This is a genomic window from Thioclava marina (assembly GCF_002020135.1).
GTDB classification, from domain to species: Bacteria; Pseudomonadota; Alphaproteobacteria; order Rhodobacterales; family Rhodobacteraceae; genus Thioclava; species Thioclava marina.
This window is the reverse complement of sequence record NZ_MPZS01000002.1, coordinates 427397-451994: the sequence shown is the minus strand read 5'-3', so window position 1 is coordinate 451994 and position 24598 is coordinate 427397. Positions and strand designations below refer to the sequence as shown.

Below are 24598 nucleotides of genomic sequence, written 5' to 3'. Positions count from 1 at the left end.
GGCGGACATGGTTGCTAAATTTGATCTGAGCGACGACAGCGTCGTCGTCATCATCGGTACCGGCGCCGGCGGCGGGGTGCTTGCGAACGAACTGGCGCAAAAGGGCGTCAAGGTGGTCGCGCTCGAGGCAGGCGGTCGCTATCTGCCCGACGATTACATCAACGACGAGTGGGAAAGCTTCGGCCAGCTCGCCTGGACCGAGCCGCGCACCACGAGCGGCGACTGGCGCGTGGCCAAGGATTTCTCGGGGCTGCCCGCATGGATCGTGAAAGCGGTCGGCGGCACCTCGATCCACTGGGCCGGCGCGAGCCTTCGCTTTCAGGACCACGAGTTCAAGACGAAGACCCATTACGGTAATGTCGACGGGGCGAACCTGCTCGACTGGCCGATCGATCCGGCCGAGCTGGCACCCTATTACGACAAGGCCGAGGCCAAGCTGGGTGTCACGCGCACCGGCGACCGCCCGGGCCTGCCGGGCAACAACAACTTCAAGGTGCTGGAGAAAGGCGCGAAGGCGCTTGGCTATCAGGAAGTGAATACCGGCCATATGGCGATCAACTCGATCGAATATGACGACCGGATGTCGTGCCAGCAGACGGGCTTCTGTTTCCAGGGCTGCAAATGGGGAGCGAAATGGTCTTCGGCCTATACCGACATCCCGCGCGGCGAGGCGACCGGCAATCTCGAGGTGCGCGATCACTGCCACGTCGCGCGCATCCTGCATGACGACAAGGGCATGGCCTCGGGGGTCGAGTATTTCGACAAGGACGGCAATCTGCAGATGCAGAAGGCGAAGATCGTCTGCCTCGCGGGCAACTCGATCGAGAGCCCGCGCGTGCTGCTGAACTCGCATTCGGCGATGTTCCCGGACGGGCTTGCGAACTCCTCGGGTCAGGTCGGGCGCAACTACATGCGTCACACCACGGGCTCGGTCTATGGCGTGTTCGACAAGCCGGTGAAGATGTGGCGCGGCACGACGATGGCGGGCATCGTCCGCGACGAGGCGCGTCACGATCCCTCGCGCGGATTCGTCGGTGGCTATGAGCTGGAAACGCTCAGCCTCGGCCTGCCGTTCATGGCGGCCTTTCTCGATCCGGGCGGCTGGGGGCGCGAGTTCACCTCGGCGCTCGACAGCTACGAGAACATGGCCGGAATGTGGATCGTCGGCGAGGACATGCCGCAGGAGACCAACCGCATCACCCTCAATCACGGGGTCACCGATGCCTATGGGCTGCCGGTCGCGAATGTGAACTACACCGATCACCCCAATGACCGGGCGATGCGCGATCATGCCTATGCCCGAGGCGCCGCGATCTATGATGCGGTGGGTGCGACCCGGACCTTCCCGACGCCGCCTTATCCGTCGACGCATAATCTCGGCACCAACCGGATGTCGGAGAAGCCGCGCGACGGGGTGGTGAACAAGCACGGGCAGGCGCATGACGTGCCCAACCTGTTCATCTCGGATGGCTCGCAGTTCACCACCGGTGCGGCAGAAAACCCGACGCTGACCATTGTGGCGCTCGCGATCCGTCAGGCGGATTTCATCGCTGCGGAAATGTCCAAGGGCAATATCTGAGACCCGTTGCGGTCATCAGTGAAAAAGGGACCGGGCCGCCTGCGGGTGGCCCGGTTCGTTTTGGATGAGGCGAGGCACTCCCGCCGAACGTAGCTGATACGCTTTGCGGGCAATTTCGCGGCTTTCCCGAAGCTGCCCGCCTCAGGGCCTGACACGCGGACAGGCATCGGCGGGGCTCAGAGGCCGAAGGGAAAGGTCTCGCCCTCACCTTTGCCGAAGGCGGCTGGAGCGGCCGTTACCGCTTTCGTCTCGTCGAACCAGACGAAACCGTCATACTGATCGGGCAGCGTGGCGTGCGAATAGTGGCTCCAGCGCTCGGTTTCGGGACGGTAGATCACGCCGATGTAACGCTCCAGACGTGGCTCGGAGAGCGCATGACGCAGGCCCGGGGGCAACCTCTCCCCGAGATCGAGCAGGAAACGGGGCTCGCCCGTCGCATGGCACAAGGCCTCGTAGCTGTCGGGCCGCGAGGGGCGGACCTCTTTCACTTCCATCGGCGCGCCCCATTCTGAGGCTGCAGCGACCGTGCCGCCATGCGTGCCGAACCCGATCAGCGCGGCCTTTGCGCCATAGGCCTCGCGGCAGAGCTGGCCGATATTCCACTCGTTGCGCGTGCGGCCCATATCGGTGAAGCGTGCGTCTCCGATGTGAGAGTTATGGGCCCAGACGACCGCCTTGGCCTCGGGACCGCCGCGTTCAAGAATGCGCTGGAGGGTTTCGAACATGTGCCGGTCGCGCAGGTTCCATGTCTCGTTCGAGGCGTAATACATCACGCGGTAATAGCGTTCTGCATTCGCGACGAGCCGGGCGTTCTGCACCGCGTCGAAGAAGTCGTCACCGTCGCGCGCGGAATAGTCGAGTTCACCTTCGAGAAGGTCGAGCAAGGTGCGCGTCACCGAGTCTTCGCAGAGCGCATAGCCGTGGCTGAGCGAGGCGCGTCCGTAGGCGGCAAGCTGATGCGACCAGGGATCGAAACAGGCATAGCGTTGCCGCGCTTCTTTGGCGGCCACGGGATCCACGTTGTCGAGATAATCCAGCACCGCCGAGATCGAGGCGGACAAGCTGTAGAGATCGAGCCCCGAGAAACGCACCTGCTGATCCGGCGCGCGCTGCGCATTGAGTGCCTGCAGCGCTTTGACGAATTCATCGACTTCGCGGTTGCGCCACATCCAGGTCGGAAAGCGCGTGAAGGGTCGTTCGCGATCCTTATGCGCAGGCAAGTTTCGGATATGTCGGTCGATCGCGCTGGCATCGGGCCAGTCGGCTTCGACGCAGATATGGGTGAAGCCGTGTTTCTCGATCAGCCGTTGCGTGATCGCAGCGCGGGCACGGTAGAATTCCGAGCTGCCATGCGAGGCCTCGCCCAGCAGCACGATGCGTGCATCCGCATAGCGGTCGAAGGCCTCGGCGAAGGTCGGGTCGTCGATCTCGGGCAAGGGCTGGATGGCCTTGCGCAGCGCGGTCGCGATCTCCTCGGGTGTTTTGGGGTGCGTCTCGAGCTGTGGGTGAACCGCCGAGGCGGGCAGGCGGAGATTCTTTTCGAACCACTCGCCCGCCATTGCGCAGACCATCTCGAGAGTGCCGGGCTCTTCGAAGAGATGCGTCGCTCCCGGTACGATCCTGAGCGCCTTTTGGCAGCTCAATTCCGCCAGAGCGGCACGGTTAAGCGCTATCACCTGATCGTCATCGCCGCCCACAATGAGAAGGCTGGGCGCGGTGACCGACCCGAGATGCGACCCGGCGAGATCGGGGCGACCGCCCCGTGAAACCACCGCCGCGACCCGGTCCCCCAGTTCGGCCGCTGCGACGAGGGCGGCCCCGGCCCCCGTGCTCGCGCCGAAAAGTCCCACGGGAAGATCTGCAATGTCGGGCTCGCCACTGACATAGAGCACGGTTTCGACGATCCGCGCGGCGAGAAGCGGGATATCGAAGACATTGTGCCTGTCCTCCGCTTCCTCCGGGGTGAGCAGATCGAAGAGCAGCGTGGCGAAACCGCGCGCGTTGAGCGTGTCGGCTACCGCCTTGTTGCGGGGGCTGAGCCGGCTCGACCCGCTCCCGTGAGCGAAGATCACGAGCCCTTTGGGATCGGCGGGCACCGTCAGATCGCCGTCCAGATGGTGCGGAGAAATCTTCACGACGCGGCGCATCGTGCTGGCCGTCTCGGTCGCGGCCGGATCCTCATCCGCCGCCCAGCCTTGCTGCAAAAGCCCGACCGTCTCTTCATCCGTGAGCTGGTGGAAATCGTCATAAAAGGCACCGACGCCATAAAACCGCTCCGTCGGATTCAGGCAGACAACGAGATCGGCAAGTTCTTCGAATTCGGGTATGGCGGAGGCAGGCGCGACGGGAACGGCTATCCAGATCTGCGCCGCCCCTTGCTGGCGCAAGCCCAGAAGCGCCGCTTTCATCGTGGCGCCCGTTGCCAGCCCGTCATCGACGAGGATCGCGGTACGGCCCTCGGGCGAGATTTGCTTGTGGTCGCCCAGATAGCGTTTCCGGCGCCGTTCGAGTTCCACCAGCTCGCGGGCGCGCTCGCCTTCGAGATAGTCCGCATCGGCGTGAGAATGGCGTCGTACCGCCTCGTTGATCACCATTTGCGGATTGGCGCCGTCCACGATGGCCCCGAGTGCAACCTCGGGCGAGCCCGGCGCGCTGATCTTGCGCACGAACACCAGATCGAGCGGCGCCTTGAGAGCGCGTGCCACTTCCAGCGCGACCGGAACACCACCGCGCGGTAATCCGAAAACGACGGGCCGATCCGGTTTCAGATCCGTCAAGCGGCCGCCGAGCATCCGGCCGGCCTCTGCGCGATTTGCGAAACGCAATTCCCTGTCAGCCATCGCGACGCCTCCCCTCCGGGCCCGACCCGACCTAGTTACGCTGCGGTCGAAGTCAGCCTGTTCTGGTGATCTAAAATTCAGCCTAACACCAAACAGAGCCCTCGAAATTGATCTTGCGCATCACAGCGCTGGGGTTGGGCTTGTTCTTCGCTCATCGGGATCGCGGTCAGAAGGGACCGGGGAGGGCTGTCTGGACGTGATCCAAGTCTTCGCAGCAGGCGCTCAGTCGAAGCTTGCCCTGAACGAGGTCGCCGTCAACGACACATGCGCGTCGAGCGGCGGACGGAGTTCGAAGGCGCGGGGGCCGCGCGAGAACTGATAGAGGCGAAACAACACCCAGTCCTCGCGGCGATCATCCGCCACGGCCAGTTCGTTGCGCGAGATATGGAAGGGCGTGCGCTCCCAGCCGTTGGTGGTCTTCACCTCGATCAGGCGGGGCTGACCTTCCGGCGTGAAGCTTCGGATGTCGTATCCAGCCCCGTCGCCCTCTTGCTGGCTCACCCATACGATCTCGCGGGCGAGGTCGTCGCGACCGGCGGCGCGGAGCACGCTTTGCTCATGATGGAGCACACGTTCTTCGCCCATCTTGCCGAGCGCACGGTTGCGTTCATCCCGGCCCGCCACGTCGAACTTTCTCGCCACCGAAAGCATCTGTTCAAGTTCGCCTGGAGGCGGCGTGTTTCGCTGCGTCGGCGGCGGCTCGGGCCAAAGCGGTGTCGCATCCTGGAAGTCGCGTGACCCCGGATGAGTTGGCGGCACGATCCAACCACCTTGCTTCTGAAGCTGGCGGCTCACGACGTCTTCGAGCGACGCCTGGAAGTTGAACGCGGGTTTGTAGCCGGAAATCCAGGTCTCCCCCAAGCTCTTCAGAACTGCCGAGATGTTCTGGTGCTTGAACGCGATCGACCCGCGCGATCTATCGATCTGTGACTGGAGGTCGCGATTGTGTGCTGCCTTGTTGTAGCGCTTTCCCGAGAGATCGTCTGCGAGCATGGCGAAGTATTCCGCTACGATCGCGGCGTTTTCCGCCTCACTCCAATCCTCGCCTGCCATGGCGCCAGGCTACGATTGGGTATCTGATATGTCAGTAGAAAAGCAGACTGTCGGGTCGGTTCCGTAAAGCGACCGGTCACCCGGAGTCCCGATTTTCGGCTAAGTAGGTGGAGGCGAGTACCGGAATCGAACCGGTGTACACGGATTTGCAATCCGCTGCGTCACCACTCCGCCAACTCGCCATCCGTGGTGTTGGCGTCAGATACGGTATCGGGGGCGGGCGCGCAAGAGGGGAGTTGTGCGCCGATCGGCATGAGATTTCCGTCTGTGCGTTCGCGAAGAGGGGGCTGAGCGGGGTGTGAAGCCGGGAAGTTGCAGGGTGTTCTTGCCCCCTAGGGGCAGTTGTGGCAAAACCTCGCGCAAGGGTTTCACACCGAAGAGTTCACGACATGCAAGATTTCGCCACGCGCCGCACCATGATGGTCGACACGCAGGTCCGCCCCAACGACGTGACCAAATTCCCCATCATCGCCGCGATGCTGCATGTACCGCGCGAGGAGTTCGTGCCGGCCACGAAGCGCGAAGCTGCCTATATCGGCGAGAATGTCGAACTGGCCCGGGGCCGTGTCGTGCTCGAGCCGCGCAACTTCGCGAAGATGCTCGACGGGCTCGACATCCAGCCCCATGACCTCGTGCTTGATATCGGCGTGGGGCTCGGCTACTCGGCCGCGGTGATCGCGCAGATGGCCGAGGCGGTTGTGGCGCTCGAGGAGGAAGATCTCGCCGCGCAGGCAGAGGCCGCGCTGGCACAGGCCGGCGCCGACAATGTCGCCGTCGTCGCGGGTAAGCTCGCCGAGGGATCTGCCAAGCACGGACCTTACGACGCGATCATCCTCGAGGGCGGGGTCGAGACCGTGCCGCAGGCGATCGCCGATCAGCTCAAGGAAGGTGGCCGGATCGCGGCGATCTTCATGGAGGGCGTGCTGGGCACCGCGCGGATCGGCTACAAGATCGATGGCGTGATCAACTGGCGCGACATGTTCAATGGCGCTGCGCCGCTTCTGCCGGGCTTTGCCTTGCAGCGCGAATTCGTGCTCTGAAGGGCACATCCAAACGGCTACACATAATGCCGCAATTGAAACTGCAGGCATTGACTGTAACAATCGAAAAATCCCGGGCCCGGCGCCGGTCTGCTTTGGCGTGCGTGGCGATAAAGGAATGAGGGCAGAGGCATGTTGCGCAAGACTTTGAGACTGACCGTTCTGGCCGCGGTGACGGCGATGGCGCCCTATGCGGTGAGTGCCGAGACGCTGGCCGATGCACTGGTTTCGGCCTACAAGAACTCGAACCTTCTCGAACAGAACCGCGCCACGCTGCGGGCCGCCGATGAAGATGTCGCCCAGGCGGTCGCCAAGCTGCGCCCGGTCCTGCAATGGACCACCGATTACACCGTCCAGCACACCAACAAGTCGAGCGTCACCGGCAACCCGGTGACGACCCGCGCCGCCACCGCGACGCTGGGCGCCTCGATGACGCTGTTCGATTTCGGCCGCACCAAGCTCAATGTCGAGATGAAGAAAGAGACCGTTCTGGCCACCCGAGAGGCGCTGCGCTCGGTCGAACAAAGCGTGCTGCTTTCCGCGATCCAGGCATATTCGGACGTGAAATCGGCCTCCGAGCAGGTCGCGATCAACCAGAACTCGGTGCGCGTTCTGGGCGAGGAACTCAAAGCCTCGAACGACCGCTTCGAAGTGGGTGAAGTGACCAAGACCGACGTGTCGCTTGCGCAGGCGCAACTAGCTTCGGCCCGGGCGTCGCTCGCGGCGGCCCAAGGCAGCCTGCGTACCGCGCGCGAGGCTTACAAGGCGGCGACGGGTCATTACCCGGGAGCGCTCGCAGCCTTCCCGAAAACTCCGGCCCTTCCGAAATCGCTCGATGCGGCGCGCGACATCGCGCTGCGCAACCATCCGAGCGTGAAGCAGCTTCAGCACACGGTTGCTGTTTATGATATCGCGGTGTCCTACGCCAAGGCGAATCGTTTGCCGACGATTTCGGGCTCGGTCGGGCTCGTCCAGGGCGAGATGGGGACCACCTCGCGCTCGGCCTCGATCGAAATGAACCAGACCCTCTACTCGGGTGGCGCATTGCTTTCCGCACAACGTCAGGCGATCGCGAATGATCAGTCGGCGCGTGCCCAGCTCAGCCAGGCAGGGGTGACGATCTCGCAAGGCGTCGCGAACGCCTGGGCCGCGATCGATATCGCGAAGGCGCAGATTTCGGCTTATGACCAGCAGATCCAAGCCGCGCGCACCGCCTATCAGGGTGTGAAGGAAGAGGCGCTTCTGGGGGCCCGCACCACGCTTGACGTGCTCTCGGCCGAGCAGGATCTGCTCGACGCGCAGGCGGGGCGGATCGATGCTGCGGCCACGCTTCAGGTAGCATATTATCAACTGCTCTCCGCTATGGGTCTTCTGACGGTGGACAACCTGAAGCTCGGGATCCCGACCTATGATCCGGCTGCCTATTACAATTCGGTGCGGAACGCGCCCCTTACGCTCAGCCCGCAGGGCAAGCGGCTCGACCGCGTGCTCAAGGCGATGGGTGAGAACTGATCGCATCGCGCGATCGGGGCGGGCGTTCGAGCCTGCCCCGGCGCCGTTCATGTTCGGCGCGCAAGTTACCTCTCAAATCAACGCGATCCCGAGGGATCAGATGACTGGACAGGCGGGCGAGCTCGCATCAGGATGGGGGCACCATGGCTGAAACCGGAACCCGACCTGAGATTGAAGATGTGCTGGCATCGATCCGGCGACTTGTGTCGCAGGACAGCCCGCGTCAGGCGGAGAACTATCCCGCCCCGCGCCGTCCCGCACCGCCCGAACCGCTGGTGCTGACCCCAGCGCAGCTCGTCTCTGAAGATACCGAGGTGGAAGAGGTCGAGATTGCCCCCGACCTCCCCGAGCCCGCGGAGATTTCGGCAGCCCGGCGCGCACCTCAGAATTTCGAACCTGATTTCGATGACAGCGCGGTCGAAGCCTGGCCCGCCGAAGAAGATTTGCCGCATCAGTCACTCGGGGAGGAGCTGGCGCGTCTGGAGGATACGCTGGCCCACCTCGAGGCAGAGGTCGCGCGCGACGGTATCGACTATGAGCCCGAGCAGGGCGACCGTTTCGAGCTGGTGGGCGTGCCGCCGCTGACCGATCTGCCCGAAGATTTTGATGTCGAGGCGCTTGGCGGGCTGGAGGATGCTCTGATCGAAGGCGCCGTTTCGGCCACGTTGGTCGGAGGGGCTTCCAACCCCGATGTTGGGGGAGAGGAGTTCCCCAACTCGGTGGCCGTGGACCTGCCGCCGCTCATTCTGGCCTCGGAGGACGCGCAAAGCGCGAGCATGCGTGACGTGGAAGAGGTTGTTCCGGTCGATCTTGGGACTGAGATCGACCCGGACCTGATGGATGCCGACTGGGCGCGGATGCCCGAGGAGATGGAGGAAGAGGCGCAGTCCGAACCCGTTCCCGAAGAGGAAAACGCCCCGGGCCCGGAGTGGGAGGGGCACTGGCCGGTCGAGCCTGCGCAGCCGCGCCGCCTGCATCTGAGCGATGCCGAGGCGCGCGCGCCTGAGCCGGAGCCGCGTGCTTCGAGCTACGAGGATCTGCGCGACGCGCTGGCGAAGGAAGAGGTCGGGCCCGATCTCGAAGCGCTCGAGGCCGAACTGGCGGGGATAGCGGATGAGCCTCAGGCACCGCTGCATCCCGCGGCGCTGTCGCTTGATGAAGGTCAGTTGCGCCAGATCGTTTCGGCGATGCTGCGCGAGGAATTGCAGGGGGCACTCGGCACCCGGATCACACGCAACCTGCGCAAGCTCATCCGACGCGAGGTGCAGCGTGCCCTCATGAGCCGCGATCTCGACTGATCGTCACAACGGGAGCGCACGTTGCACGCCCGCGCAGCGTCTGCCAGACATTGAAAACGGCGCGGCCCTTTCGGGACGCGCCGTTTTTCATACCGGGCTCCGGAGTGATCCGGAGCCACCGGCTCAGGCTGCTTCGGCCTCGTGTTCGTCCGCCGCAGCCAGACGACGTTCGCTCTCTTCGCGCGACAGCGCGACAGAGGTCCGCACGCCCTTGGCGACGAATTCCATCAGGCCTTTCACCACGCGCTCGTTCGGGTCAATCCCGGCGCAGGACAGCACTTCGCGTCCGTCACGCGACCGCGCCCAACGCGCGATCTGTTCGGGGCCGTTGCCGTATTTCTTGTCGTCGGCAATGGCGTCGTCCAGCGCAGCGAGCACCACCGCGGCGAAGAGTTTGCGGGCGCGTTGACCCTGTTCGTAATTGAAGGCCGAGCCGTCAACGAAATCGCGCATTCTTCCGTCCTTTTTATTGCTCTTGCGTTTCCTGGCGTGGGGGCCATCTAGAGCGGATAAGCTCCGATTCGATATGGCTCTCAGCACATGGCAGGCATGCGCATGACGCATATCACCCCTGCGATTAACTGCATATCTCTGAGCAGCCCCCGATGAAGTCTTGGGCAGATAGGCAGGATACGCTGGTTTTCAAGGGGCCGAGATCGCCCTTCCATCAGGGCGTGGCGTGGTGGTTGGTTAACAAGTATTTGAAAATTATAGATAGTTTCTCAAGTCAGCGCGTGGGGCGAATTTTTCGTCATGAGGCGCCGCGAGAGCGCGGCAAAACCGTTTCCCCGCAAACACGCTTCGAAAACATCCGTTTTCCCGCCACTTGAACTTTCCGAAATTCTTTTTCGGACCTTCGCGGGCGGGGTCATAAATAAGTGATCTCGGCCTCGTCCGCCCGTAGCGTTCCCTCGGCCCGGTCGAGGCGCAGATAGGCGATCGCGCGGTTGCCCGCCCGGGTAAAGAGCTGGCCAACGCGACGCCCCTCCGCGGTGATCTCCGCACCGGGCTCCGCAGAGCCCGAAATGCCCACGCTGACGAAGCCCTTGCGCAGCTCGGTCTTGTGTTTCATCCGCGCGGTGACCTCCTGTCCGACATAGCAGCCCTTGCGGAAATCGACCCCGTTCAGCCGCTCAAACCCGGCTTCGAGGATATAGGTGTCCGGGGTCAACTCGATCCCGGTCTCGGGGATGCAGTGGGCGACGCGGATGTCATCCCAGTCGCTCCCATCATCCCCCGAGCGCTTGCCGTAAAGCCGCCAGCCCAGATCGGGATGACGCGGATCGGGCAGGGCGCCTTCGGGCGCGGGGCCAGTGCCGCGATACACCTTGAGGGCCGAGGGTGCGATCTGCACATCGGCGCGCAGCTTATACATCGACAGGCGTTTGATCGTCGGCTCGGCGATGCTCTCGTCGAGGTCGATCACGATCGCCTCGCTCCGGTCCAGCAGGAAGAAATCGGCCAGATACTTGCCCTGCGGCGTGAGCAGCGCGGCATAGACGAGACCGTCTTTCAGTTTGCGGACATCATTGCTGATCAGCCCTTGCAGGAAATGCTCCCGGTCGCTGCCGGTGATCTCGTAGAGGATACGCTCGCTCATGAGTAACTCCTTTCAAGGGGCATGTAGGGCGCGCGGGCGCCGATGTCAGCCTCAGTCGAGTAGTTGCATCCGGCAGAGCCCCGCATAGACGCCGCCCTTTGCGACCAGATCGTCATGCGTGCCTTGCTCGACGACCTGACCTTCCACCACGACGACGATTTTGTCCGCATTGCGCACGGTCGAGAGGCGATGTGCGATCACCAGCGTCGTGCGGCCCTGGCTGAGTTCGGCCAGGGCCTCGGCCACCTTCGCCTCGGAAACGGTGTCGAGGGCGGAGGTGGCTTCGTCGAGCAGCAGGATCGGCGCGTTGCGCAGCACCGCACGGGCGATGGCGACGCGCTGGCGCTGGCCGCCAGAGAGGGCCGAGCCGCGCGGTCCCGAGGCGGTTTCGATCCCGTCGCTCATCAGATCGGTGAATTCGGTCACATGTGCCGCTTCGAGCGCTTCGCGCAACGCCTCGGCGGCGACATCCGCCCGCCCGAGCAGGACGTTTTCGCGGATCGTCTCGTCGAAAAGGGCGGCATCTTGCGAGACGGTCGAGAATTGGCGGCGCAGTTGCGTCAGGTCGAGATCGGCGAGCGATGTGCCCCCCAGCGTCACACGCCCGCTATCGGGATCGACCATCCGGGTCAGCAGGTTGAAAACGGTGGTCTTGCCCGCGCCTGAAGGCCCAACGAGTGCGGTCGTTTGGCCCGGCTCGGCAGTGAAGCTGAGCCCGCGCAGAACCTCCTTGTCGCCATAGCGCAGATGCACGTCCTCAAGTGCGATCCGGGTCGAGGCGGGCAGGAGCGCGGGCTGTGCGGGCGAGGCGATCGTGGGCTGCGTGTCGAAGAGCCGATAAAGCCGCTCGAGGCTCGCCGCCGCCGTCTGCCATGAACCTGCCGTGTTGGCGAGGCGGCGCACCGGCTGGAAGGTCAGCGCCATCGCGGTGAAGAAGGACATGAAATCGCCCACCGAGCGTTCGCCCGCCATGATCTGCTGTCCGCCCAGCACCAGCACGACGAAGAAGCCCAGACCGGTGATGATGTCGATCATCGCGGGCACGAGACCCGAGATCACCGTGGTCTTGATCTGCGCGTTGCGGACTTCGTCCACGAGGCGCTCGAACCGGCCAGCCTGATAATCTTCGATCCCGTTGAGTTTGACCGCCGCGATCCCGTGGAAAACCTCGTCAAGCCGGGTCGCGCGGTCGGAGGAATGCTCACGCATCTTCCGGGTCTTGCGCCGGATGTAGCGCTGCGCCATCCCGACGGGCAGGATCAGCAGCGGTGCACCGATCAGCGCACCAAGCGTCCAGACCGGGTCGATCGAAACCGCCACGGCAAAAAGCGAAACGAGCGCCATCAGGTCGCGGCCGGTCCCGGTGATGAAGATCTTCCAGACATTCTGCACGGCTGCGGTGTCGCCCTGGACCCGTTCTATCAGCGCGCCGGGCGGGTTGTTCTGGTAGAAATGCTGGTCGAGCCGCAGCATGTGCCGGAAAAGGTCCACCTGCATGTCGCTCGAGGTGCGCAGCGCGACATTGGTCATCACCGCGCGCGAGCCGACCGAGGTCACCGCGCGGATCACGAAGAGCAGGAAGATCCCGAGCCCGACCCACCAGATCAGATCGCTCTCGCCCTGCACGAAGACCTTGTCGAAGAGCGGCTTGAGCATCCAACTCAGCGCGCCCAGCGTCGAGCCCTCAATGAGCAGCAGCACCGCTGCCACGATGACCCAGACCCAGTGCTTGCGCAGGTAGTCGCGCCACATCCGGCCGAAAAGGCGCTTCGAGCTGTAGGGATCGGAGGTTTTGGCCACTTGGAACCGTCACATTGAGCGCATTTCGCGCGGATTGCCCCGTGGATTACCGCGAGAGGGGGGCAGCGCGCAAGCTCGGGCGCGATTGACGCCGCGCCGCAGCGGCATTACCGATGGTCCGTTCTGCGTGATGGAGAAGACAGATGAGCCTCGCCCAGGGTCGCCCCTACCTCGCCATTCCCGGCCCCTCGACCATGCCCGACCGCGTTCTTGCGGCGATGCACAAGCCTGCGCCGAACATCTATGAGGGCGAAATCGAGGAAATCGCCGCGCGCGTGGCCGCGAACCTGCGCCGGGTGGCGATGTCGTCGTCGCATGTCGCGATCTACATCGCCAACGGGCATGGCGCCTGGGAGGCTTCGATCGCCAATGTCTTCTCGAGGGGCGACAAGGCGCTGAGCCTCGTGACGGGCCGCTTCGGCGATATCTGGGCAAAGAGCGCGACCACAATGGGCGTCGAGGTCGAACGGCTGGAATTCGGTCTGAAATCCCCCGCCGATCCCGCGCGTGTCGAAGAGGCGCTGCGCGCCGATACCGGCCACGAGCTCAAGGCCGTGCTGATGACCCATGTCGATACCGCGACCTCGGTGCGCAACGACGTGGCTGCGATCCGCGCCGCGATCGACGCGGCGAACCATCCCGCACTTTTGATGGTGGATTGCATCGCCTCGCTCGGCTGCGACGAATTCCGTATGGATGACTGGGGTGTCGACGTGATGGTCGCAGCCAGCCAGAAGGGGCTGATGGTGCCGCCGGGGCTGGGCTTCGTGTGGTTCTCCGACAAGGCGCTCGAGGCCAGCCGCAGCTCGAACATGGTCACGCCCTATTGGAACTGGCACCCTCGGGCCTTCCCCGAGATGGTCTATCAGTATTTCGGGGGCACCTCGCCGACGCATCACCTCTTCGGGCTCGATGAATCGCTCAAGATGATCCTCGATGAGGAAGGACTGCCGCATATCTGGAAACGTCATGCGGCGCTGGCCCGCGCGGTCTGGGCGGCTTTCGAGACCTGGGGGCAGGGCGGTGACCTGGCGCTCAATATCGCCGAGCCCGCCCACCGCGCCCATTCGGTGACCGCGGCGCGGATCGGAAATGGAGGCGCGGAGCGGCTGCGCAAATGGCTCGAGGCCGAGGCGGGCGTGACGCTCGGGATCGGTCTTGGCATGGCCGAGCCGGGCACGCCCGAGGCCGACGACTTCCTGCGCGTCGCGCATATGGGCCATGTGAACGCCCATATGACGCTCGGCGCGCTCGCCACGATGGAGGCGGGGATGCAGGCGCTCGATATCCCGCACGGGCGCGGTGGGATTGCCGCGGCGGCGGGCGAGATCGCGAAAGGTGTGGCTCAGGCCTGACCGTGGCGCTCCAGCCAGTCGGTCAGCCAGCCCAACTCCTCGGCCTCGTCGGTTCCGACCTGCGCGATCTCCTCGTCGGGGATCGAAAGGCGTGTCTCGCGTCCGATCTGGGTGCTGCCGGCATAGGCACCGAAGGCCAGAGCAAAGGCCAGCGGGCTCAGCATCGCGATATGGCGGTTACGGGTCTTGCGGCTCATGGTTTCTGCTCCTGTTGGTTGGGCAGAAGATGGGCGCGCCAGTGAGTCGGGGCAACTCACCTTGAAGCGAGAAAGGACCGCACCGGCCCTTTCCCGCTGATCTCATGGGCGGATTTGTGCGCTCGTCGTATGGGGCGGGTTGGGCCGGTCTTGAAATCGGCCCATCCGAAACCCAACGGCAGGAGCCTCAGGCCTTGTCGGCCAGCGCCTTGCACCAGGCTTCCATTTCCTTCGTGGCCACTTCCATCGGCGGTTCGAGGAAGGTCAGGTGGAAGCTGTCGCCCATATCCGCCACGCCGATTGCGCGCGGACGCACGGCCAGCACATGCGGGTTGGGGAGAGCCACGCCGAAACAGAACACGATGTTCTTCGCGTCCGAGATGTTCTCGGCCACGGTGCCTTCGATCGACTTTGTGTGGGTGTAGTGATCGAAGGTGGCGATATAGGCGACCTTCGGATGGGCGTCGATCTTCTCGCGCAGCTTGGCGATGATCTCATCAACGCTCGCGCAGGAGGTTTCGGCCTTCGGCAGGGTCATGTCGAAAACCGGGTATTTTTCCATCAGCAGCGACTGTCTCATCTCGCAATCCTTCATCTGGGAGGCATGTTTCGCCTTCCCGGATGCCCGCAAACTGCGCGTGGATCAACGCGACAGCTTGGCGCGGGCGGCTGCGAGGGCGTCGGGGAGTGCCGCGGCGAAAGCGTCAAGCTCGGCATCGGGGCCGACCGAAACACGGATGCAGCGATCCTGTGGCGCGACGAAGGGCATGCGCACGAAGATGCCCCGCGCGCCCAGTTCCGCCAGCACCGCACGGGCAAAATCGCCATCCTGCCCGCAGTCGATCGCGACGAAATTCGTAGCCGAGGGTAGGGCGCTAAGCCCGTTCTCTTCCGCAATCGCCGTGATCCGGTCGCGCGCGCCCGCGACGAGCAGTCGCATGTAGGCCTGCCACGTCTTGTCCTGAAGCGCGGCCAGTGCGCCCTCCTGCGAGATCCGACACATGCCGAAATGATTGCGGATCTTGTCGAAGGCCGCGATCAGCCCTGGCGCCGCCAAGGCATAGCCCACCCGCGCACCCGCCATCCCATGCGCCTTTGAGAAAGTGCGCATCCGGATCACGCGCGGATCAGCGGCGGCGATGCGCGCTTCGGTGCCTTCCGGGGCGAACTCCACATAGGCTTCGTCGAGCGCCATCAGTGTCCCTTCGGGCAGCGCTTCGATCATCTCCTCGATCGTCTCGCGCGCGTGCCAGGTACCCATCGGATTGTCGGGGTTCGCGATATAGACGAGTTTCGCCTGCGTCTCGGCGGCTTTGGCGATCAGCGCTTGCGGGTCTTCGCGATCCGTTGCGTAAGGTACCTTGTGCAGCACGCCGCCAAAACCCGCGACATGGTAATTGAAGGTCGGATAGGCACCATCGGACGTCACCACCGCATCGCCCGACTCGATCACCAGACGGCACAGATAGCCCAGAAGCCCGTCGATCCCTTCGCCCACCAGAACGTTCTCGACCGCGACGCCGTGATGGGCGGCGATCTCGGCGCGCAGCTCGAAACTCGTCGAGTCGCCGTATTTCCACACATCTCCTGCCGCAGCTGCCATTGCGGCAATCGCGCGCGGCGAGGGTCCGAAGCCGTTTTCATTGGCACCGAGCCGCGCTGCGAAGGGGCGGCCAGCGCGGCGCTCCTGTTCCTCGGGCCCGACGAAAGGCACGGTGGCGGGAAGGCTCTCGATCAGTTTGGTGTAACGCGGTCCGGTCATGGCAACAGGCGTAAGCGCAAAGCCGGGATGCGGCAAGGGGCCGCGTGGAACCCCGGGCTGGGCGAGACACTTAATTTTACGTAACCTGCGATCGAGCACCGACCCGGAGAGCCAGCCGATGAGCGCCAGCGACACCTCCCTTGCGAACAGCCTCTTCCAGACCCTGACCGGGGCGGACGGGGGCAAGCCGAGGGAACTGAGTGCGGATGCGGCGTGCCACGAACCCGCCAATTTCCTGCGCCATGTCGCGTCGCTATCTATGACCAAGCTCGCCGATGGGCTGATCGACCCGAAGCTGGTGTTGAGCTGGTTGATGCAGGCAGTGGGCGCGCCGGCGGCGCTGGTCAGCTGGCTGGTGCCGGTGCGTGAGGCGGGTTCGCTCCTACCGCAGTTGTTCACCGCGCCGCATATCCGCAAGATGCCCGAGCGCAAATGGGCCTGGGCGGCGGGCAGTCTGTTTCAGGGGGTCGCAGCGGCCATGATCGTCTTCGTCGCCCTGACCATGCAGGGGGTAATGGCGGGGCTTGCGATCCTCGGCGCGCTCGCGGTGTTGGCGGTGGCGCGCTCGATCTCTTCGGTGAGCTACAAGGATGTGCTGGGCAAGACGGTGGACCGCACCCGGCGCGGAACCTCCACGGGAATCGCGACGACCGTGTCGGCGGCGGGAGTGATCCTGTTCGCGCTTGTCATGATGAGCGGAACGATCGAGCGGATGGCGCTCGTGATCGGGGCGATCTCGCTCGCGGCGGTGCTCTGGATCGCGTCGGCTGTGACCTTCTCGACCCTGCGTGAGGAAGACCAGCCCGGGGAGGCGGAGGACAAGGTCGGCCTGCGTGAATTGCGCCTTCTTTGGGAAGATCGCGATCTCGGCAAGTTCGTGATCGCGCGCACCTTGCTGCTGCCGACAGCACTTGCCCCGCCCTATATCGTGCTGCTCGCGGCGCAGGCGGGAGATAACCGGTTCGGGGCGCTGGGTGCGATGGTGCTGGCCTCGGCGCTGGCCTCGCTGGTGAGCTCCTATATCTGGGGGCGGCTCGCGGACCGGTCGTCTCGCAAGGTGCTGATCTTCACCGGGCTGGTCGCGGCGGTGTTTCTGGTGTTGGCGGTGATCCTGAGCTGGTCGGGGTTGATGGGCACGATCTGGGCCTCGCCGCTGGCGCTGTTCGGGCTGATGATCGGCTATCAGGGCGTGCGGCTGGGGCGCTCGACCTATCTTGTGGACATGGCGCCCGCAGACAATCGTGCAGCCTATACGGCGGTGTCGAACACGACGGTCGGGGTGATGTTGCTCGCCTTCGGTGCGGCCAGTTCGGCGCTTGCGCTGGCGGGACCCACAACCGTGCTCGCCATCTATGCCGCGATCTGCGTCGCGGCGTCCGGTGTCGCTTTCACGATGAAGGAAGCCGACGACTAACCTTTGAGGAATTTGCGCCGGGCCTCTTCCGCGATCGACTGCTTCATCATCAGTTCAGAGAGCGCGGCCATCGCGGATTTGCGCTCCGCCTCGGTGGTGGCCGCGGCGAGGATTTCCTTCGCCGCCGCGACTTTCTTCTTCAACTCGATCTCTTCGGGCAGGACACCCGCGGCGGCCATCATGCGGAAGGCGACCTGCTCTCCCGCATCGAGATGCGCTTCACCCGAGCGGTCGGGCAGGGGTTTGCCCTCGCCCTCGAGCCCGGCCATCTTCCCTTCGGCCCGCGCCTTGAGCATTCGACGTTCCGCGATCCGCTCAAGCCAGCTTGCCATTGGAGCCTCCGTTATCCCAGCTCTGCCAGACGCGCCACGGCCTGGCGGACCTTCTCGGCCTCTTCCTCGGCGCGGGCGAGGTTGTCGCGGGTTTCCTCGACCACCTCGGGATCGGCATTGGCGATGAATTTGGGGTTGTTCAGACGGCCCTTCATGCCGCTGATATCCTTCTCCATCTTGCCCAGAGCCTTTTCCAGACGCGCCTTTTCCTTGCCGATGTCGATCACCCCTTCGAGCGGCAGCCCGAAGAGCGCGCCCTGTGCCGGGATCGAGATCGCCCCTTTCGGGATCGGCGCTTCGGTGATGCTGTCGACACGGGCGAGACGGAAGATCAGCGCCTCGTTATTGGCGAGTGCTGCGCGGGCCGCCTCATCCGCTTCGGCGAGAACCATCGGCAGTTTCAGACCCACCGGCACGCCCATTTGTGTGCGCGACGACCGGATCGCCTCGATCAGCTCGATCACCCAGTTCATTTCGCGGTCGGCGGCCTCGTCCACCAGATCGGCCGCCGCGTAGCTCGGCCAGTCGGAATGGACGAGCATCTTCGCGCGGTCGCTCTGCGGTGCGGTCAGCTCCCAGAGCTCTTCGGTGATGAAGGGCATGATCGGGTGCAGCAGCGTATAGCACTGGTCGAGCACCCAACGCATGGTCGCCCGCGTCTCGTCCGCGTGTTCGCCATCGAAGAGAGGCTTGGCGAATTCCACATACCAGTCGCAGACCTTGCCCCAGACGAAGCCGTAAAGCCCGAGTGCTGCGTCATTGAAGCGGTAGGCGGCGAAGGCCTCGTCCACCAGTTCGCGCACCTTCGCGGTCTCGCCGATGATCCAGCGGTTCACGGTGTGAGTGGGCTGCGGGATCTCGGTCACCACCGGGCCTTCGAAGACGCCGTTCATCTCGGCGAAACGCGTGGCGTTCCAGATCTTCGTGCCGAAGTTGCGGTAGCCCTTGATGCGCTCTTCCGAGAGTTTCAGCACGCCGCCAAGGGCCGCCATCGCCGCATTGGTGAAGCGCAGCGCATCCGCGCCGTATTCGTCGATGATCGTCAGCGGATCGATCACGTTGCCCGCGGTCTTGGACATCTTCTTGCCCTTCTCGTCGCGCACGAGCTGGTGCAGGTAGACGGTGTGGAAGGGCACCTGATCCATCACGGCCAGCTGCATCATCATCATCCGCGCCACCCAGAAGAACAGGATGTCGAAGCCGGTCACGAGGACATCGGTCGGGAAATACTTGCGCATCTCGTCGGTATCTTCGGGCCAGCCGAGCGTGCCGATCGGCCAGAGCCCGGACGAGAACCAAGTGTCGAGCACATCCGCATCGCGCCAGACCGGGTAGATCAGCTGCGTCGGGTCTTCGGTCATCTCGTATTGCGCGAGGCTTGCGGCCAGCGCCTCGATGGCGGCATGGCGGTCTTCCACCTCGACGATCCGCGCCGCGTTGAGCGGCGTCGGCAGATCAGCATTCGCCGCCTTGAAATAGCCGGTCACGCCTTCGAAATCGGGCGCGCAGTGATAGCGGTCGTCAAGGTGCACCATCTTCGTCTCGACGAGCAGACGTCCCATCTCGACAAGGTCGATCGCGCCATCGTTTTCGTCGTCGCGGTAATCCGAGGCCTCGAGGTCCAGACCATACCAGACCGGGATCTGGTGGCCCCACCAGAGCTGGCGCGAGATGCACCAGGGCTCGATATTCTCGAGCCAGTGGTAATAGGTCTTCTCGCCCGCCTCGGGCAGGATCACCGTGTCGCCATTGCGCACCGCGTCGAGCGCCTTGCCCACGATCTTCTCGGCATTGACGAACCACTGATCGGTCAGCATCGGCTCGATCACCACTTTCGAGCGGTCGCCGAAGGGCTGCATGATCGGCTTGGCCTCGACGTAGGGCACCAGCGTTTCGGTCTCGTTGCCGTCTTCGTCGGTGACCGTTTGGGTGGTCATCACCGCCAGACCTTCCTCGGTGATCTGGTCGATGACAGCTTTGCGCGCCTCGAACCGGTCGAGCCCGCGCAGTTCTTCCGGCACGAGGTTCAGCGCGTCGATCTCGGCCTCGGTGAACTGGGCGCCGCGCGAGATTTCCATCGCACGGGTCGCGCACTCCTCATAGGACAGCCCGTCGGCGCGCATCGCGCCCTTGGTGTCCATCAGGCGATACATCGGGATGCCGTTCCGCTTCGCGACCATGTAGTCGTTGAAGTCATGCGCGCCGGTGATCTTCACCGCGCCCGAGCCGAAGGTCGGATCAGGATACATGTCGGTGATGATCGGGATCAGGCGGCGATGCTCTTTCGGGCCCACCGGGATTTCGCAGAGCTTGCCGACGATCGGCGCGTAACGCGCGTCGGAGGGATGCACCGCCACCGCACCATCGCCGAGCATTGTCTCGGGGCGGGTGGTGGCGATCGAGATGTAGTCGCGCTCCTCCTCGAGGATCACGTTCCCGTCCTCGTCCTTCTCGACGTAGGTGTAGGTCTCGCCGCCCGCCAGCGGGTATTTGAAGTGCCACATATGGCCGGCGACCTCGATATTCTCCACCTCGAGGTCCGAGATCGCGGTCTCAAAATGGGGATCCCAGTTCACCAGACGCTTGCCGCGATAGATCAGGCCCTTTTCGTACATGTCGACGAAGACCTTGATCACCGCGTCATGGAAATTGCCCTCGTTACCCTCAGGCGCTCCGGGTGCGCCGGACATGGTGAAGGCGTTGCGCGACCAGTCGCAGGACGACCCCAGACGCTTGAGCTGGTTGATGATGGTCGAGCCATACTGACCCTTCCATTCCCAGACCTTCTCGAGGAATTTCTCGCGGCCGAGTTCCGTGCGCTTGGGCTGCTGGGTCTTGGCCAGTTCCTTTTCCACCATCAACTGGGTCGCGATGCCCGCATGGTCCTGGCCCGGCTGCCAGAGCGTGTCGAACCCGCGCATCCGGTGCCAGCGCACGAGGATATCTTGCACGGTGTTGTTGAAGGCGTGGCCGACATGCAGCGCGCCCGTGACGTTGGGCGGCGGGATCATCACGCAGAAGGTCTCATCGCGCGAGGCGTTGGCCCCGGCTTTGAAAGCCCCGGCTTCTTCCCATTTCGCGTAGATCCGCGGCTCGGCGCTCGCGGCATCGAAAGTCTTGTCCATCGTCATGTCAGGCATCCTTGGCTCGGCTTGAGCGCTGTTTAGCCCGGAGCGTGCGCGAGGAAAACCCTTCGCGAAAGAGAGTGGCGGGTCGGAAGGGCCGGTTCGAGCGGCCGGTCCGGCTGGATGGACGTTCAGGCGCCTTTGCTCGGGATATGGGGGCGTTCCATCTTGGGGCGGCGATTGTGACAGCGCATCCCCCCTACACGTCGTCAAAAAGAGGCGCGTACGAAGAAGTTTGCCCTATTCCCGTCTGGTCGGATCTGCCGACCCGCTTTCGCAGCGGATGGGTCGAAAGGCCGTCATGGGCGAACGACCGGGGGCACCCGATCGCGGCAGAGGTCTTTCGGTGTATCGATATCACGGGCTTCTTCGGCCGTCAGGGGCACAAGCGAGTTGTGGGGCAGGGAGCGCAGCAGCGCGCGCGCGCCTTGGTCTCCTTCCTCTGCGCGTAATCCCCGCATGTCGTCTGCCGTCAAGAGTGCCGGTGGCATCGGGATCCCATCGAAGACGCAGGCGCGGCTGCCGCCGTCGTCAGCCATCAGCGTTCGGATTGTTCCGGCGGAAACCGAGGGCATGTCGCCCAGCATGAACAGGGCGCGTTCCGCTTGCAGCTGTTGCGCGTGGTCACGCGCCGCTCGCCAAGTATGAGAAAGCGGCAGGCCTGGCGCCACCCGGATTGCCCGGAACGGTGCGGGGAGTACGGCTTCGACCGCATCGGAAGAGACGAGCGCAAGGAGCGCGTCACAGCCCGCCGCTTCAAGCGCACGCGCCGCCGCCACAACCAGAGGCGCGCCCTCCCAATCGGCGAGGAGCTTGTCTTGAGCCCCGAACCGACGGGAGGCGCCAGCGGCGAGCAGAATGCCGAGCGTGCGCATGGAACGCCCCCGGCTCAGTCCAGTGGAGAGAAAGCGGCGGGTTGCAGGAAGATGCTTTCCTGATGGACGAGATAGGGAAGGATCTTGGGAACGAACTCCTGCCACTGCGGGTCTGCGCCGAGTTTGGCTCTTTGTGCGCTGCGGTGGGCGTAATCCTGATAGGCCCAAAGAAACGTGACGGCGTTCAACACGCCACTGTCACTGACCCAGCATCCGGCGAGCTTCGCGTACTGGCTGATGATATGGAGCCCCTCGGCTTCGTAGAGCTTGAGGAACTCAGGCGCTTTCCCGGGCGTGATGCGATAGGTTCTTTGTTCGTAGATCATGATGCGCTCCGGCATGATTGGTGTGGACTCTCGGACGCTGGCGCGCCGTTTCGATCCGAGGCTAAGGCAAGAGTTCAGGTTTTCGCAACGTTTAAGTCGTCAATTGACGAAAAGATGCTTTGCCGATGCGCACAATGGGCTAATGTGTAATCCTGAGGGCGTGGCGTCCGGCGTCAGTGTTGAGAGAATGAGTGCGAAGGAGGTAACGTGCAGGCCAGATCGATGACGAAAGAGGGCTCATCCAAGGTGGGGGGGGCGGGAAGCAAGCCGGGCTCGCCGCAGGGGGCGGTCCGCATGCCGTTCAATGAGCGTCGCGCGCAGATTCTGGATGTCGCTTCCGACTTCTTTGCCGAGAACGGTCTTGCGGGGCAGACGCGTCAACTGGCAGAGAAATGCGGCATTTCTCAGCGTCTCCTCTATCGCTTCTTTCCGACCAAGGAGGACCTTCTCCGGGAGGTCTATAACCAGGAGATCCTCGGGGCATTCAAGGCGGTTTGGTTCGTGGAGCTCCAGGATCGCTCGCAGCCGGTTTCGGTGCGGCTCGAGGCCTTTTATCGCGACTATCTCCAGTCCACCCTGACCCGCAAATGGCTGCGTTTGTTCCTTTATGCCTCCTTGGCCGAGGCGAATATGGCGCCCGATTACATCGCTGCGATCATCACCCAGCTGCTGGAAGTTGTGATGCGCGAGGTGGCGCACGAGAAAGGGGTCGTCCTGCCGGCTGATCCGGCATTGCTCCGTGAAATGGCATGGACGCTGCATGGCGCGATCTCTCACTACGCAATTCGGCGCCATATCTATCAAAGCAGCCTGTCCCTGTCCGAGGATCAGGTGGTTTCGATGCATGTTCGCCTGTTCGTCGCGGGATTTGCCGACATGATCGACGCGTGTCGCGGCGACTGACCGCAACAATCGGTTCTCTTTTCTTGGATTTCCCCCTGCGGTGACGGCTGTGGGTGGTGAAAATTTGTGCAATTTCCTTAGGGGAAGTTGAATCATCACTTTTCGTTTTGTCGTCAGTTGACGAATTAATAAATCGCCAATAGCGTCGATTCTTATAAGAAAGTTCAACAGGGACGGTTTGCTGCGGCGGGGCTCGGATGGGGCCCGCGGCGGGCGGCCACGCAAAAGGAATCGAATAATGCTAAAGGACAAGACGCGCCACCTCGGGCGCCGGGATTTCCTCCGCTATTCGGCGGCGGGCGCAGGGGCGCTGATGGCGCCGGGTCTGGTTCGTCAGGCACGTGCTGAAACGGCCACGCTGACGATGCATACCTGGTCGGCCGCGGTCGACACCGTGCAGAGCCACCTCAGCGCGTTTACGAAGGAAACGGGGATCCCCGTGAATTACGGAAACTCTCCTTGGGCGCAGTACCGCGAGGGGATGGTCGCGAAATTCGTCGGGGGCGCGCCGCTTGATGCGATGTGGGTATCGGACGCCTGGCTGCCTGAATGGGCCGAGGCCGGCTGGATCGCACCGGTCGACGAATTCGACAGCCTGATGAAATACAACGCCGAAGCCGAGGATTTCTGCACCCAGTCGATGACCTATGACGGTCGGCAATACGGCCTGACCTATTACACAGATTACATGGCCTTCCTCTATGACGAGGCGAAGCTCAAGGAAGCCGGCTTCGATGCGCCGCCGACGAGCTGGGACGAGCTGGTGGAGCAGTCTCTGGTCATGAAGGAAAAGGGCATTTCCGACTATCCGATGATGCTCGCGATGGCGCAGGAAAGCTGGCTGATCGAGTTCATCTCGACGCTCGTCTATTCGCATGGCGGACGGTTGGTCGACGACAGCGGCTCGGCCGTGATGCAAGACGAGAAGGAAGGGGCCGTCGAGGCGCTGCAATGGGTCGTCGATGCGGTCAACAAGCACAAGATCGTCTCGCCCGCCTGTGTCGAGACCGGTGAGTTGGCGGGGTTGAAGTCCTTCGCTGCGGGCAACCATGCCTTCGCGATGGTCGCGAAATATCGTCTGCGGATGCTGAACGATCCCGCACAATCGCAGATCGCGGGCAACGTGAAGCAGGCGATGATGCCGCAAGGGCCCAACGGATCTCATGCGACGGTGGGGTGGATGCGCTTCCATGGCATGTCGGCACAAGCGGCGCAGGACAAGGCGCGCGCCGAAAGCACCGCAAAGCTGATTGAATGGTTCGGCGGTAAGTCCGATGGGGCCTACACGTTCCAGAAGCTCCTGTTCCTCGATATCGGCGCCGGGTTCGGCGTAAAGCCGCTATTCGAGGATCAGGAGGTCCGCGCCGCCTACGACTCCTACGGCGATGTCGACATGATCCAGGCCCAGCAGGCGCTTGCCCTCAAGAAGGACACGGTCACGCCGTGGTTCGGGGAGTGGAACGACACCAATGGCTCGGCCTGGCAATCGGCGATCTTGGGTAATGTCGATGCCGCAGGGGCGGTCAAGAAATCCGCAGATCTGTGGAATGAGCTGAAGGACAGCTACTGATCCCGGTGCGGCGGGCC

The 24598-nt window shown here is 63.7% G+C and carries 20 protein-coding genes and 1 tRNA gene; 8 read left to right on the top strand and 13 right to left on the bottom strand.

Going from position 1 to position 24598, the window contains the following annotated elements; genetic code table 11:
* Positions 1-7 precede the first annotated feature (7 nt).
* Positions 8-1579 (top strand): GMC family oxidoreductase, encoded by a 1572-nt coding sequence (locus BMG00_RS12410; protein WP_078574542.1) that lies wholly within the window; start codon positions 8-10, stop codon positions 1577-1579.
* Positions 1580-1755: 176 nt separating this feature from the next.
* On the opposite strand, the gene BMG00_RS12405 is transcribed toward BMG00_RS12410, so the two are convergent.
* The 3 genes from BMG00_RS12405 to BMG00_RS12395 all read right to left on the bottom strand — a co-directional run bounded on the left by BMG00_RS12405 (position 1756) and on the right by BMG00_RS12395 (position 5654).
* Positions 1756-4419 (bottom strand): erythromycin esterase family protein, encoded by a 2664-nt coding sequence (locus tag BMG00_RS12405; RefSeq protein ID WP_078574541.1) that lies wholly within the window; start codon positions 4417-4419, stop codon positions 1756-1758.
* Between the two features lie 222 nt (positions 4420-4641).
* Positions 4642-5472, bottom strand: a complete 831-nt coding sequence (locus BMG00_RS12400) for a protein NO VEIN domain-containing protein (RefSeq protein ID WP_078574540.1) — start codon at positions 5470-5472, stop codon at positions 4642-4644.
* A gap of 108 nt (positions 5473-5580) precedes the next feature.
* Positions 5581-5654, bottom strand: a tRNA-Cys gene (locus BMG00_RS12395).
* Between the two features lie 207 nt (positions 5655-5861).
* On the opposite strand from BMG00_RS12395, the gene BMG00_RS12390 reads away from it, so the two are divergent.
* The 3 genes from BMG00_RS12390 (at position 5862) to BMG00_RS12380 (ending at position 9322) form a co-directional block, all read left to right on the top strand.
* The gene (locus BMG00_RS12390) at positions 5862-6512 is read left to right on the top strand and encodes a protein-L-isoaspartate O-methyltransferase family protein (RefSeq protein ID WP_078574539.1); all 651 of its coding nucleotides are present in this window, start codon (positions 5862-5864) and stop codon (positions 6510-6512) included.
* Between the two features lie 132 nt (positions 6513-6644).
* Positions 6645-8024 (top strand): TolC family outer membrane protein, encoded by a 1380-nt coding sequence (locus tag BMG00_RS12385; protein ID WP_078530400.1) that lies wholly within the window; start codon positions 6645-6647, stop codon positions 8022-8024.
* Positions 8025-8167: 143 nt separating this feature from the next.
* Positions 8168-9322 (top strand): hypothetical protein, encoded by a 1155-nt coding sequence (locus tag BMG00_RS12380; RefSeq protein ID WP_078574538.1) that lies wholly within the window; start codon positions 8168-8170, stop codon positions 9320-9322.
* A 123-nt stretch (positions 9323-9445) separates the two neighbouring features.
* Here BMG00_RS12380 and BMG00_RS12375 read toward each other — a convergent pair whose 3' ends face one another.
* The 3 genes from BMG00_RS12375 to BMG00_RS12365 all read right to left on the bottom strand — a co-directional run bounded on the left by BMG00_RS12375 (position 9446) and on the right by BMG00_RS12365 (position 12674).
* The gene (locus BMG00_RS12375) at positions 9446-9775 is read right to left on the bottom strand and encodes a DUF6280 family protein (protein WP_038079895.1); all 330 of its coding nucleotides are present in this window, start codon (positions 9773-9775) and stop codon (positions 9446-9448) included.
* A gap of 415 nt (positions 9776-10190) precedes the next feature.
* The gene (ygfZ, locus tag BMG00_RS12370) at positions 10191-10922 is read right to left on the bottom strand and encodes a CAF17-like 4Fe-4S cluster assembly/insertion protein YgfZ (protein ID WP_078574537.1); all 732 of its coding nucleotides are present in this window, start codon (positions 10920-10922) and stop codon (positions 10191-10193) included.
* Positions 10923-10973: 51 nt separating this feature from the next.
* Entirely contained in the window at positions 10974-12674 is a 1701-nt protein-coding gene (locus BMG00_RS12365) for an ABC transporter ATP-binding protein (RefSeq protein WP_093470124.1), read from the bottom strand.
* Positions 12675-12865: 191 nt separating this feature from the next.
* On the opposite strand from BMG00_RS12365, the gene BMG00_RS12360 reads away from it, so the two are divergent.
* Positions 12866-14077 (top strand): pyridoxal-phosphate-dependent aminotransferase family protein, encoded by a 1212-nt coding sequence (locus BMG00_RS12360; protein WP_078574535.1) that lies wholly within the window; start codon positions 12866-12868, stop codon positions 14075-14077.
* Here the strand turns inward: BMG00_RS12360 and BMG00_RS12355 are convergent.
* The 3 genes from BMG00_RS12355 to BMG00_RS12345 form a co-directional block, all read right to left on the bottom strand.
* Positions 14068-14274, bottom strand: coding sequence for a hypothetical protein (locus BMG00_RS12355; protein WP_078530405.1), 207 nt, complete (start codon positions 14272-14274; stop codon positions 14068-14070). The genes BMG00_RS12360 and BMG00_RS12355 overlap by 10 nt on opposite strands.
* A gap of 187 nt (positions 14275-14461) precedes the next feature.
* On the bottom strand, positions 14462-14854 hold the full coding sequence (locus BMG00_RS12350; RefSeq protein WP_078574534.1) for a DUF6858 family protein: 393 nt from the start codon (positions 14852-14854) through the stop codon (positions 14462-14464).
* Between the two features lie 63 nt (positions 14855-14917).
* The gene (locus BMG00_RS12345; protein WP_078574533.1) at positions 14918-16036 is read right to left on the bottom strand and encodes a pyridoxal phosphate-dependent aminotransferase; all 1119 of its coding nucleotides are present in this window, start codon (positions 16034-16036) and stop codon (positions 14918-14920) included.
* 118 nt (positions 16037-16154) lie between these two features.
* Here BMG00_RS12345 and BMG00_RS12340 point away from each other — a divergent pair, with 118 nt between their 5' ends.
* Positions 16155-17450, top strand: coding sequence for an MFS transporter (locus BMG00_RS12340; protein ID WP_078574532.1), 1296 nt, complete (start codon positions 16155-16157; stop codon positions 17448-17450).
* Here BMG00_RS12340 and BMG00_RS12335 read toward each other — a convergent pair.
* The 4 genes from BMG00_RS12335 to BMG00_RS12320 all read right to left on the bottom strand — a co-directional run bounded on the left by BMG00_RS12335 (position 17447) and on the right by BMG00_RS12320 (position 22108).
* A complete protein-coding gene (locus tag BMG00_RS12335; protein WP_078530408.1) occupies positions 17447-17782 on the bottom strand; it encodes a DnaJ family domain-containing protein in 336 nt (111 codons plus the stop codon). The genes BMG00_RS12340 and BMG00_RS12335 overlap by 4 nt on opposite strands.
* An 11-nt stretch (positions 17783-17793) precedes the next feature.
* Positions 17794-20913, bottom strand: a complete 3120-nt coding sequence (locus BMG00_RS12330; protein ID WP_078574531.1) for a valine--tRNA ligase — start codon at positions 20911-20913, stop codon at positions 17794-17796.
* 293 nt (positions 20914-21206) lie between these two features.
* Positions 21207-21782 carry an NTP transferase domain-containing protein gene (locus tag BMG00_RS12325; protein ID WP_078574530.1) on the bottom strand — a complete coding sequence of 192 codons (576 nt, stop codon included), beginning with the start codon at positions 21780-21782 and terminating at the stop codon, positions 21207-21209.
* Positions 21783-21796: 14 nt separating this feature from the next.
* Positions 21797-22108, bottom strand: coding sequence for an NIPSNAP family protein (locus BMG00_RS12320; RefSeq protein WP_078574815.1), 312 nt, complete (start codon positions 22106-22108; stop codon positions 21797-21799).
* A gap of 207 nt (positions 22109-22315) precedes the next feature.
* Here BMG00_RS12320 and BMG00_RS12315 point away from each other — a divergent pair, with 207 nt between their 5' ends.
* Together BMG00_RS12315 and BMG00_RS12310 are read left to right on the top strand one after the other, a co-directional pair.
* On the top strand, positions 22316-23011 hold the full coding sequence (locus BMG00_RS12315; RefSeq protein WP_211274133.1) for a TetR/AcrR family transcriptional regulator: 696 nt from the start codon (positions 22316-22318) through the stop codon (positions 23009-23011).
* Between the two features lie 238 nt (positions 23012-23249).
* Entirely contained in the window at positions 23250-24581 is a 1332-nt protein-coding gene (locus BMG00_RS12310) for an extracellular solute-binding protein (RefSeq protein WP_078574529.1), read from the top strand.
* Positions 24582-24598: the final 17 nt, after the last annotated feature.